11 protein-coding genes and 1 riboswitch are annotated in these 12477 nt (G+C 46.1%); all 11 genes read left to right on the top strand.

What is annotated here, in order from left to right:
• Positions 1-137 precede the first annotated feature (137 nt).
• The 11 genes from AC0J5I_RS04020 (at position 138) to AC0J5I_RS03970 (ending at position 12041) form a co-directional block, all read left to right on the top strand.
• On the top strand, positions 138-1877 hold the full coding sequence (locus tag AC0J5I_RS04020) for a PTS mannitol transporter subunit IIBC (RefSeq protein ID WP_475304018.1): 1740 nt from the start codon (positions 138-140) through the stop codon (positions 1875-1877).
• A gap of 16 nt (positions 1878-1893) precedes the next feature.
• Positions 1894-2331 (top strand): PTS mannitol transporter subunit IIA, encoded by a 438-nt coding sequence (locus AC0J5I_RS04015; protein WP_086630053.1) that lies wholly within the window; start codon positions 1894-1896, stop codon positions 2329-2331.
• Between the two features lie 12 nt (positions 2332-2343).
• On the top strand, positions 2344-3492 hold the full coding sequence (locus AC0J5I_RS04010) for a mannitol-1-phosphate 5-dehydrogenase (protein WP_475304011.1): 1149 nt from the start codon (positions 2344-2346) through the stop codon (positions 3490-3492).
• Between the two features lie 449 nt (positions 3493-3941).
• The gene (gene glmS, locus AC0J5I_RS04005; protein ID WP_475304006.1) at positions 3942-5750 is read left to right on the top strand and encodes a glutamine--fructose-6-phosphate transaminase (isomerizing); all 1809 of its coding nucleotides are present in this window, start codon (positions 3942-3944) and stop codon (positions 5748-5750) included.
• Between the two features lie 382 nt (positions 5751-6132).
• On the top strand, positions 6133-6936 hold the full coding sequence (locus tag AC0J5I_RS04000; protein ID WP_475304003.1) for a sorbitol-6-phosphate dehydrogenase subunit: 804 nt from the start codon (positions 6133-6135) through the stop codon (positions 6934-6936).
• A 15-nt stretch (positions 6937-6951) separates the two neighbouring features.
• Positions 6952-8832: a BglG family transcription antiterminator gene (locus tag AC0J5I_RS03995; RefSeq protein WP_475304001.1), complete on the top strand. Its 1881-nt coding sequence runs from the start codon at positions 6952-6954 to the stop codon at positions 8830-8832.
• Positions 8833-9285 carry a transcriptional regulator GutM gene (locus AC0J5I_RS03990; RefSeq protein WP_475303999.1) on the top strand — a complete coding sequence of 151 codons (453 nt, stop codon included), beginning with the start codon at positions 8833-8835 and terminating at the stop codon, positions 9283-9285.
• A 40-nt stretch (positions 9286-9325) separates the two neighbouring features.
• Complete coding sequence (srlA, locus tag AC0J5I_RS03985) at positions 9326-9874, top strand: PTS glucitol/sorbitol transporter subunit IIC (RefSeq protein WP_475303996.1); 549 nt, start codon at positions 9326-9328, stop codon at positions 9872-9874.
• Between the two features lie 63 nt (positions 9875-9937).
• The gene (srlE, locus tag AC0J5I_RS03980; protein WP_475303994.1) at positions 9938-10930 is read left to right on the top strand and encodes a PTS glucitol/sorbitol transporter subunit IIB; all 993 of its coding nucleotides are present in this window, start codon (positions 9938-9940) and stop codon (positions 10928-10930) included.
• A gap of 73 nt (positions 10931-11003) precedes the next feature.
• Positions 11004-11372, top strand: coding sequence for a PTS glucitol/sorbitol transporter subunit IIA (locus tag AC0J5I_RS03975; RefSeq protein ID WP_475303990.1), 369 nt, complete (start codon positions 11004-11006; stop codon positions 11370-11372).
• 6 nt (positions 11373-11378) lie between these two features.
• Positions 11379-12041, top strand: a complete 663-nt coding sequence (locus AC0J5I_RS03970; protein ID WP_475303988.1) for a transaldolase family protein — start codon at positions 11379-11381, stop codon at positions 12039-12041.
• 171 nt (positions 12042-12212) lie between these two features.
• Positions 12213-12339, top strand: a riboswitch (TPP riboswitch).
• Positions 12340-12477 lie beyond the last annotated feature (138 nt).

Genomic DNA, 12477 nt, shown 5'->3' with positions numbered 1-12477 from the left:
CCTGCGAGAGTCTCCCTGATCAATGACCCAATCAAGACCTGGCACAAATAAACGTGCCAAAGCACGACTATAACCCGAAGGCGGAAGCGCATACAATAAAGACATCAAAAGAAACATTTTGAAGGGAGAAACAAAAGATGGAACAGACACAACAAGCCTCGCTGAAGGCAAAGGTTCAAAAGTTAGGCAGTACGCTTTCAAGCATGGTGATGCCGAATATAGGGGCGCTCATCGCCTGGGGAGTTTTAACGGCATTATTTATCCCGGATGGCTATTTGCCGAATGAATCCTTCGCTTCGATGGTAGGTCCGATGCTAACGTATTTAATCCCTCTGTTGGTCGGTTATACAGGAGGTAAAGTGATCGCAGGCGAACGCGGTGCGGTAGTCGGGGCCATCGCTACAATGGGTGTGATCGTAGGGACAGAAATTCCGATGATCATGGGCGCCATGATCATGGGACCGTTGGGCGGTTTCACGATCAAGAAATTTGATGCGATTTTCCAGAGCAAAATCAAGACCGGTTTTGAAATGCTCGTCAACAATTTTTCGGCAGGCCTGATCGGATTCGCTTTGGCACTTGTAGGGTTCCAAGCAATCGGCCCGGTGGTTGACCGTTTGACACAAGCAATGGCAGCCGGGGTGGAAACGATCCTGAACGCACAATTGATTCCTTTAACAAATATCTTCATCGAACCAGCAAAAATTCTTTTCCTGAACAATGCAATCAACCACGGCATTTTGACACCGTTAGGAACGGAACAAGTCAGCGAAACAGGTCGTTCGATCCTCTTCCTACTTGAAGCAAATCCTGGTCCTGGTTTGGGCGTACTGTTGGCTTTCACTCTATTCGGCAAAGGCTCAGCGAAATCAACAGCTCCGGGCGCTATGATCATCCACTTCTTGGGCGGGATCCACGAAATCTATTTCCCTTACGTCATGATGAAACCGTTATTATTCCTGGCAGTCATCTCAGGTGGTGTTTCCGGAAGCTTTGTGTTCCAACTATTAGGTGCGGGTTTGCGGGCTCCTGCTTCACCAGGTTCGATCATCGCAATTTTGGCTATGACACCGATGGGTTCTTATCTACCCGTCATTTTGGGAGTTGTCGCCGGTGCAGCAGCATCTTTTGCGGTAGCTGCGGTCATTTTGAAGGCAGACTCCAAAGAAGCAATCGACACTTTTGAAGAAAGCGTCAAAGCGACCCAAGCCGCAAAATTAAGCGCAAAAGGTTTAGCAGGACAAACAAGCCTGACTGGGATCCAACACATCATTTTTGCTTGCGACGCAGGGATGGGCTCAAGCGCAATGGGCGCGTCTATCCTACGCAAAAAAATCAACGCAGCTGGGTTACCGCAAGACGTCACCAACCGCGCCATCAATAATCTGACGGATGCAGCCAACACGTTGATCGTCACCCAGGAAGAACTGAAGAATCGGGCCCAACAGAAAGCACCGAATGCAACTTTTGTAGCGATCGAGAATTTCCTGAATTCGCCAAAATACGATGAAATCGTGGCTACTTTGTCCGGCACCGACCTGAAAGCAACCGTCGTCGCAAAACCAGCGCCGGTCCTTGACTTTGATTTGGCGAACATCAATGAAATCGTCTTGGTCCATGATGACCGCAAAGGCTCCGCCACTATGGGACAAAAAGTAGTGGAACGGATTTTGGAGAGGGAAGCGCTCGATATCCCTTTAAGAAAAGTGCACATCAATGAACTGGAAGCATCTCCGCAAACATTGGTGATCAGCAAAAACAGCCTAACGCAAGCGGCCCAGCAAAAAGTTCCTACAGCCGTCCATCTGTCAGTCGACAGTCTGATCACTACGCCGAAATATGAGAGCGTCGTAGCCAACTTGAAGCAAATCGCTTAAGGAGAGGAAGATTAAAATGAATAATTTAGATACAGAAATGATCGTTTTGAATAAAGCTTTTGCTTCAAAAGAAGAAGCCATCCGTTTTTGCGGCCAAAAATTAGTGGAAGCAGGCTGTGTGGATACGGATTATGTGGAGGCTATGGTGCAACGGGATCGGATGTTGTCAGTGTATATGGGGAATTTCATCGCGATTCCCCATGGCACCGACGCAGCCAAGGACCACGTGAAAAAATCAGGCATCTGCGTTGTACAAGTACCTGACGGCGTTGACTTCGGCGACGAGCAGGAAGAAAAATTGGCGACCGTACTGTTCGGTATCGCAGGGGTCGGTGACGACCACCTGCAGTTGATCCAAAAAATCGCGCTGTATTGCAGCGATGTGGATAACGTCGTGACTTTGGCGGACGCATTGACAAAAGATGAAATCACTGGCAGCTTAGCCATTGCATAGGGAGAGATAAAAATGAGAGCAGTACACTTTGGTGCCGGAAATATCGGCCGCGGTTTTATCGGAGAAATTTTGAATCACAACGGGTACGCAATCACTTTTGTGGATGTGAACGATACAATCATTGAAGCGTTGAAAACGCGCGGCAGCTATACGATCGAATTGGCGGACGAGTCACGCGAACAGATCCAGATCCAGAACGTCACAGGCCTGAACAATGCCAAGGAAGCGGACAAAGTCGTTGAAGCGATCGTTGAAGCGGATCTCCTCACGACTGCCATCGGTCCCAATATTTTGCCTAGAATTGCGCAATTGATTGCGCAAGGGATTGAGGCGCGTGCAGCCCGGAACATCCAGCAGCCCATCGACATCATCGCTTGCGAAAACATGATCGGCGGATCGACCTTCTTGGCGGAGGAAGTCAAGAAACATTGCACAGATACGGCTTATCTTGACCAATACGTCGGATTTCCCGATGCAGCAGTCGACCGTATCGTGCCGATGCAGCAACATGCGGATCCGCTCTTTGTGCAAGTGGAGCCATTCAGCGAGTGGGTCGTACAAGGGACTGCCTGCAAAAGCCCGATCCGGCTGGAAGGCGTTTCCTACGTGAACGATCTGGAACCTTACATCGAACGCAAACTGTTCAGCGTCAATACGGGACATGCTACGGTAGCCTATACAGGTGCGCTACAGGGCTATGAAACCATAGATGAAGCGATGCAGGATAATCTGGTCGTCATCCAATTGCGCTCCGTCTTGCATGAAACCGGCAAATTGTTGATTGCGAAATGGGGATTCGATGCAGCAGAACACGAGAAATATATCGAAAAAATCATCGGCCGTTTCCAGAACAAATACATTTCCGATGCAATCTCCCGTGTGGCGCGTACGCCTTTAAGGAAATTGGGCAATCATGAGCGCTTTATCCGTCCGATGGTTGAATTGACCCAAATCGATGAGATGCCTTTCCACTTGCTGGAAACGATCGGCATGGTCTTCAATTATTTCGACCCGGAAGATGAACAGTGCCAAGAACTGAAGGAAATGATCCTGCAAAAAGGCTTGGATAAAATCATTCCGGAAATAACCGGGATAGACAATCAAAAAATCTTGGGCAGCATCAAACAGAATGTCGAGAAGTACGCTTATAAGGTCGCTTGATCACTGCCTTTCAATCAGCAATTTTCAACTATGCCCGTTGTGCCGAGCCAGCCGTCATTTGAGACATCTTGATAAAATCAAACGGCACAACGTGTGTAAGTTTTTCTTAAATAGCGCTTCAAACCAGCGTTACAAGTGAAACCGAACCAAAAACGCTTTGACAAGGTCACTGTTTGTAGGATAAAATGCATGTATTCTGGAAAATATAAAGCTAGGAGGATAGAGGAAGAACAAATGGATAGCGCCAGACTTCAGGGAGCACAGGAACATTGGCCCTGAAGTGACGAGGATTGGGTTTATCGAAGGATTCGGCGGATGACCCAAGGCAAGTGTAGTCTACAGGATTGAAGTAAAAAAGACCCTTATGCGGCTTCTGAGCCCGAAACGGTCTTACAGAGATCAATCCCCACACCCAGAAAAAATCGATATAAAAGGGGATTTTTACGCTTATGTGTGGAATAGTTGGATATGTAGGAAAAGGCAATGTACAAGAGGTATTGTTGCATGGATTAGAAAAATTGGAATACCGTGGTTATGATTCAGCCGGTATTTTTGTCGTAGACGCTGAAAACCAAGGTCATGTGTTCAAGGAAAAAGGCCGCATCGCGGATTTGCGTGCAATCGTCGACAGACAGGTTGAAGCGCATGTAGGCATCGGACACACAAGATGGGCAACACATGGCGTGCCGAGCGCAGAGAATGCGCACCCGCACCAATCTGCGGATGGACGTTTCACATTGGTCCATAATGGCGTCATCGAAAACTTCAAAGAAATCAAAGATGAGTATCTGCAGGATGTCACTTGCGTCAGCCAAACAGATACAGAAATCGTTGTGCAGCTGATCGGAAAAATCGCTGCTGAAGAAAACTTAAACGGTAAAGAAGCTTTGCGCCGCGCTTTGTCGATCGTAAGAGGCTCTTACGCTTTCGCGTTGGTCGATGCGCAAGCACCCGATGTCTTTTACGCAGCCAAAAACAAAAGCCCAATGTTGATCGGTTTGGGTGATGACTTTAACGTCGTTGCCAGCGATGCGATGGCTACAGTTCAAATCACAAACCAATATGTGGAGATCCATGACGGCGAAATGATCACATTGACGGCTGATGGCGTCACAATCGAAAAAATGGATGGAAAAACGGTAACGCGTAATCCATATACAGCGGAAATCGATGCCAGCGACCTGGAAAAAGGGACATACCCTTACTACATGTTGAAAGAAATCGATGAGCAGCCTGCTGTTATGCGCAATATCATCCAAAAATACCAAAACGCAGAAGGTCGCCTGACGGTTCCTGAAGAATTGGTCACTGCTATGTTGGAAGCTGACCGCATCCATATCGTGGCTTGCGGAACGAGCTACCATTCCGGTTGGGTAGGGAAACATTATCTGGAAAAAATTGCACAGATTCCGACAGAAGTGCATGTCGCCAGCGAATTCTCCTACAACCCGCCACTATTGAAAGGCAATCCGTTCTTTATCTTCCTTACCCAAAGCGGGGAAACTGCGGATAGCCGCCAAGTATTGGTGAAAGTAAAAGAATGGGGATACCCAGCATTGACGATCACAAACGTGGCTGGTTCAACCTTATCGCGTGAAGCGGACTACACATTGCTGTTGCATGCAGGTCCTGAGATCGCAGTCGCTTCGACGAAAGCTTACACGGCGCAAATCGCAGTCTTGGCAGTCTTATCTGATGCATTAGGCGCGAGAACGGGTCATGATATGGGAATCGACATGGTTCATGAATTAGGGATTGTCGCAAATGCAATGGAATCGATCATCGATGACAAAGAGCGCATCGCTGAATTGGCGGACATCTACTTGCCGAACACCCGCAATGCTTTCTACATCGGACGCGGTTTGGATTACTTCGTATCGATGGAAGCTGCTTTGAAACTGAAAGAAATTTCTTATATCCAAACAGAAGGTTTTGCTGCCGGAGAATTGAAGCACGGCACAATCGCATTGATAGAAGAAGGAACACCGGTATTGGCTATCATTACCCAAGCAGATGTTGCCAGCCATACCCGCGGTAACGTCGAAGAAGTGCGTTCACGCGGCGCAAATACGTGTGTATTTGCAATGAAAGGTTTGGCTAATGACAATGACCAAATCATCTTGCCTGCTGTTCACCCAGCATTGGCGCCACTGATGACAGTCATTCCGACACAATTGATGGCTTACTACGCAACGCTTCACCGTGGCTATGACGTCGACAAGCCAAGAAACTTGGCTAAATCCGTTACGGTTGAGTAATTTTAATTAAATGCATACTTAAAGCATCTGTTCGCTTATTATTTAATAAGTAAACGGATGTTTTTTTGCGTTTGAATAGGGCCGATTAGTTTAAAGATAATAGCACTGCCGAGAAGGAATGGTTGCACTAATTCGCTTTTTTCATCGGAAAAAGTTTTGCAGCTCATGAAACCGAGAGCGTGAAACATCAGTTTTTTCCAGTCGTGGCGCGCTTTCTCGGTAATCTGATCCACATAATTGTTTCAAATCCTCTCCCCCCAAATTCCAGCATTTGAATTAGTTCAAATACCGGACACGATTTCCGATCCAAGGACTGTATTAATTTATTTTTTATTTAGTCTATACTCTGGAATATAGAGATTGAAAGGGGATACAAAACATTATGACAAACAACTGGTTGGAATTAGACGGAAAAACGGTTATCGTTACAGGGGGAAATTCAGGGATCGGCTTACACATCGCGGATCACTTGAAAGAACAAGGCGCAAACGTCGTTGTAGCGGATTTGAGTGTTGAAACGGGAACAAGTGTTTATGGTAAACTTAACGTGAAGACAGATGTGACTTCCATCGAGAGCATCGAGGCAATGGTCGAAAAAGCTGTTGAGAAATTTGGCAAAATCGATGTTTTGGTCAATAATGCAGGTATGAACTTGCCGCGTTTGTTGGTGGATGTCTACAGTGACGAAAGAAACTACGAAATCGATGAAGCCTCATTCGACAAAATGACAGCAGTCAATCAAAAAGGAATGGTATTCACTACCCAGGCCGTCGTCAGAAACATGCTGAAGAACAAAGTGGAAGGCACGATCATCAACATCTCTTCCGAGTCCGGCATGGAAGGTTCGGTCGGTCAAAGCATCTACTCAGCAACAAAAGGCGCTACGAATTCTTACACGCGTTCATGGGCAAAAGAACTGGGTAAATTTGGCATCAAAGTCGTCGGTATCGCACCGGGGATCAACGAAAAAACAGGATTGACAACTCCTGCCTACAATGAAGCGTTGGCTTACACAAGAAACATACCGGTTGAGCAATTGGATACAGGATATGAAAAGAGCATTCCACTGGGACGTGTCGGAAAATTGGATGAAATCGGCTACTTGGTGGCATTCTTATCTTCCAATAAATCTGCTTATATCACGGGTACAACAATCAACATCACAGGCGGGAAATCTAGAGGATAGTATGGGGGCATTAACATGTCAACGGCAAGCGATAGAGAAGTTTTGCTGAGAAGATTACTTTCAAATAAAGATACAGATTTTCAAAGTCTCGGGGAAGCGTCGGGAAAAAACAGCTATCAGGTCAAAACGATCATTTCGGAATTGAACGATATCTATGAAGGATTCTTAAAAATCCAACACAAGGATGAATCGCAAGTAGGCATCGTCAGAAAGGAGGGGGCGAACATATTCAACATGCTTCATTACAATATCCATCAAGACTTTAATAAAGTAGAATGCAGGATTGCTTACTTGTTGTACCGCTTGATATGCACAGAAGAGTACCTGAATATCGGAGACCTCTCCGAAGAAATGAGCGTAAGCCGAAGCACGGTCAACAACGACCTGAAGAAGCTGAAGCAGCTTTTGGAGAAATACAATGCGAAAGTCGTCGGAATCCCGAACAAAGGCATCACCTTCCAGTGCAGTGAATTTGGCACCCGTTTGGTTCTCATCTATGAAGTCTTCGAGCTGCTGCAGATGACCTTTCTGCCGGACCAAGAAATTCAGGAGGCGCTTGACGGACTCGGCCGGGATTACAAGCTGGATGAGCAAGCAAAAGAATTGCTTTATAAGGCATTAGCTGTAAGCGTTCACAGAGAGGCGCATGGGCATACGATAGATTCCGAAATCCCGATGTACAAAAACTTCGAGGCGGATTCGGCAAACATCATCGCCTATACCCAACTGCTGCAAAAGAAATTTGCGGTTGCGTTGAATGACCATGAAATTGCTTTTCTCTCTTTTCCCATCAACACAAGGAACTCCGCTTACGTGAAGGGAACCGAAAATGCCGAAAACGAAGAGGTTCTCAGACAAGTCGTTTCCAGCATGCTGAAGACAGTACGCGAGCAAGTCATGATCGAGATCGATGAAGAAGCCTTCTTCAATAAAGTAAAATATCATCTGCTGTTTTTGATAAACAGGCTTGTCTTCCGGATTCCGAATACGGATCTGTATCTGGAACAGATCAAACTCAAATATCCGTTAGCCTTCGAGTTGGCGAAGATTTCGCTTTCTGAACTGAACCGCTTGTACCAATTGAGCGCCAGCGCGGACGACATCAGCTATCTGGCTGTCTATTACGCCCTGATGCTGGATGAAAGGCAAGCGAACGATTCCAAAGAGAAAAGCACAAGGGATGTCGGCATCATCACCAACCTTGGAAGAGGGAGTTTTGAGCTGATCTGCAGACAGATCAAAGAGATCGTCGGGAATGAGATGAATATCGTTCACCTGAACACCGACAGTCTGCCGAAAGAAAAATTGAAGCGATTCCGGTTGCTTTTCACAACTGAAGAGATTTCCGTGGACACCGAAGTCCCTGTCATCAAGATCGACAGATTGGTCAGCCCGGACGATTTGGCCCAAAAGATCTATGCCGTGGAAAAAGATCAACACAACATCAAATACCTGACGAACGAGGACATCAGTTATCACCTCGTCAATCTGAAAGGTCAAATGGGTTACTTTGATTACGTGGAAGAAATCATGTCCTACCTTTCCAGAAGATACCGTCTGTCCGAAGATATCCTGGACCGGTTCGTGGAAAAAGAAGAAAGACACACAATGATTTATGAAAACAAGGTAGCTTTTCCCCATTTGACCGACCCTAACATCAACAAGTTGGTGTTTGTCCTAGGGAACATCACAATGGCCAACCGCAACGATGCGTTTTCCTTGATGTTATTTCTAGTGACACCCGAGAAAATTTCTGAGCAGCAAGAGAGAATCTTGATGCAGGTATATGATTTTGTCTTTAAGGTCATCAATGATCCAACTCTGATCAATGATCTTAAAAAAGTGGATGATGCACAAGGGCTGATTGAGATGCTGGAGAAAAGAGGTACGAGATAGATGAATAATATGCTTGCATTGGGTATTCTGGTTGTCGGCGCTTTTTTGATCCAAAGCGCATTGGGGTTTTTTCAAATCAGACATTTCGGCAGTGAATACAACGAATTGAAGGCGGATGGCAGAGTTGCAATAGGCAAACGGGCAGGGAAACTGACTTCCGGAACGATCATCATGTTCCAACTGGATGAGGAAGGCGTCATCGTCAGAGGCAAAAAGCTTCAGGGGACAACAATCTTGGCCAGGTTCAAACCATACAACAATTTCAACGGCAGACTGATCGAAGCCATCAAAGCAGAGGATCCGGATGTGCTTGCTGAAATCAAGATCACCCGCAAAACCATCATGAATGCGGTCACTAATTACCGGATGTTCATAAACGGAGAAATTATTCCAGAGAAAGAATCTCCCTTTAAGGAATTGACCAAAAAAATTACAAACATTAAGTTCGGTTAAATCGTGTCAGAAATAATACATATAATAAGGAGTGTTAAATATGGACTTTCTAGTTAAAGGTGCAGAAAGCTTTATCGGATTATTTCAATTAGGTGCAAATACATTTATGAGCTGGATGACCGGCATCGTTCCAATCGTCTTGATGCTGATGGTATTCATGAACGTAGTAATCAAGCTGATCGGTGAGGAAAGAATCAACGGCCTCGCACAACGCTTCTCTAAATATTCCTTGGTCAGAAACTGTATCTTACCTTTCTTGGCAGCCTTCATGTTGGGGAATCCCGCATCATTCACCTTAGGGAGATTTTTGCCTGAGTTCTACAAGCCAAGTTTCTATGCGGCACTTGCACAATACAACCATACGAGTAACGGTCTTTTCCCACATATCAACGCAGGCGAATTGTTCGTATTCCTGGGAATCGCTTCAGGTCTTGAAACGTTAGGTTTGAGCACCACACCACTGGCTATCCGTTATCTGCTTGTCGGGCTTGTGATGAATGCTGTAGGCGCATACGTAACCGACTTCACGACTGCTTATGTCTGCAAAAAAACAGGCATCCAATTGAGCAAAGTCGCGAAAGTTCAATAATTACCACCAAGAAGTTGTTGCATAAAACAAATAGAATGCATGAGAACGAGAGGGGTATTCATTATGACAAAATATAACAGCATCAAAGTTGAAAAAGGTTCCGGCGGCTGGGGCGGACCACTGATTATCACACCAACAGAGCAAAAACATAAATTCATCTACATCGTAGGCGGCGGAGAAAGACCTGCCATCGTGGACAGAATCGCTGAACTTACAGGGATGGAAGCCGTAAATGGATTCAAAACATCCATTCCGGATGATGAAACAGCTTTGGCTATCATCGACTGCGGCGGAACATTGAGATGCGGCATCTATCCTCAAAAAGGCATCCCGACAATCAACGTCGTTGCCACCGGCAAATCAGGTCCTTTGGCTAAATACATCAACGAAGAAATTTACGTTTCAAATGTTGGTTTGAATCAGATCCAAGTCACTGGCGAAACAGCAACTGTAGCAGCTGCAGAACCAGTGGCAGAAGAGAAAGTCGCTTACACTACAGACAAAAAATTGACGCAACAAAACGCAGAAAGAGGCAGCATAGTAGCGAAAATCGGTTTGGCTGCAGGTAAAGGGATCGCCATCATGCTGCAATCAGCACGTGAAGCGGTGCAGACAGTCTTGCAGACGATCATCCCGTTCATGGCCTTTGTAGCGATGCTGATCGGTATCATCCAAGGCAGCGGAATTGGTAATATGTTCGCTAAACTGATGATTCCATTGGCAGGCAATGTCTGGGGCTTGATGGTCATCGGCTTCATCTGCTCATTGCCAATCCTTTCCCCACTGTTGGGACCTGGTGCTGTAATCGCACAAGTTATCGGAACATTGATCGGTGTTGAAATCGGCAAAGGCAATATCGAGCCAAGCTTAGCTTTACCGGCTTTATTCGCCATCAATACACAAAATGCTTGCGATTTCATTCCAGTAGGTTTAGGCTTGCAAGAAGCAGAGTCCAAAACAGTGGAAGTCGGCGTACCATCCGTTCTCTATTCTCGATTCCTGAACGGTGTGCCCCGCGTATTCGTCGCTTGGTTAGCAAGCTTCGGATTGTATTAAGAAAAATAAGAAAGGCTGAACGGATTCGTTCAGCCAGTGGTTAAAAACTAATAATCGGAAAAGGTGAAGAAAAATGTCAATTTATTCAACGGTAGTCACAGAAATCGGACCTAACGCTAAGGAGTTTTTAGCTGAGGATATGATGGTATTGTTCGGAGACGATGCTCCGGAAGCATTGCGTCCGTATTGCTTCCTGATCGAACAAAATGCACTGGAGCAGGATATTCAACTGGGGCACGCGTTGGTTATCGGCGATGATAGTTATCGCGTCACAGCTGTGGGTAATGTGGTCAACAAAAACCTCAGGGATCTGGGGCACATCACCATCAACTTCAGCGGAGACACAATCGCTGAACTAGCAGGCTCGCTGTATGTCGAAAACAAAACAGTGAACGAAATCGCGGAAGGCACCATCATCAAAATCACTGAAACTGTGGGGTAGTGGCTTATGTACATAGATTCTAACGACATCAAAGCAATCGGAAGTTTTTGGAAAAGCGGATTTCTGAAAGGAGTCACCACCAACCCGACGATTTTGTCGACCGGTTTCGGCAGTCGCTTCAAACAATTACAGGATTTATTGGCTTTGGAGCCGACGGAACTTTTTGTGCAATTGCTGGGTACGACTTCTGAAGAAATGTTTGCCGATTATGAAGCAATAAAGACATTTGATGCAAATCACCAACTTTCGATAAAGATTCCCGTTACACAAGCAGGCTTGGAAACAATCAACAAAGTGAAAAAGGATGATCCGGAGAGAGCCATCCTCGGCACGCTGATCTACTCTGCGGACCAAGGGATCCTGGCCGCTGCAACCGGATGCGACTACCTGGCACCTTATGTGAACAGGATGCTGAACAATGCGATCGATCCCTACAAGGCGATCCGTTCGATGCGGACATTCATAGATGCTAGAGGCTACAAGACCAAAATCATGGCAGCGAGCTTCAAAAATTCCCAACAAGTCATCGATTCCTTGGAGTCGGGCGCCCATACTGCCACGATCCCTCCGGATGTCCTGAACAGCATGATGAACAAGGATTTGGCATTGCAGGCATTGCAGGTTTTTGAAGCGGACGGACAAGCGTTGTTCGGAAAATACGGCGCGTAACCCACTGAACTTGATTTTGCGGATCTCACTTACAGAAAAGACTGCCCCATTGGGACAGTCTTTTCTGTTTGGTGGGGGGTGCCTGATAAAAGGCGATTCGCTCAAGAGCGAGTTGACTTCAGAGGAAATTATGATACGATAGGAACAATAGCAAATGAACTGAATATTCTTTTTTACCACTAGGGGTGCTTTACCGGCGGATGACTGTCCGCCAAAAAGCTGAGATCGAAGTAGGACTTCGAGACCCTTAGAACCTGATCTGGTTTGTACCAGCGGAGGGAAGTGGCAGCCTCTTTTGGCTAAGTAAGTCCCTATTGCATAAGGAACATACAACCACTTTTTTCCGTTGGGAAGAGAGTGGTTTTTTTGTTTGCAAAAATCGAGAGCGGCCGTTCGGATGAGTCGGGACCCTGGCGGATCGTTCCAGCATATGGAG

It is taken from the genome of Trichococcus sp. TS_SC_9 (assembly GCF_056156325.1).
Note: the sequence above shows the minus strand (reverse complement) of the source record. Positions and strands in the feature narration are given on the sequence as shown.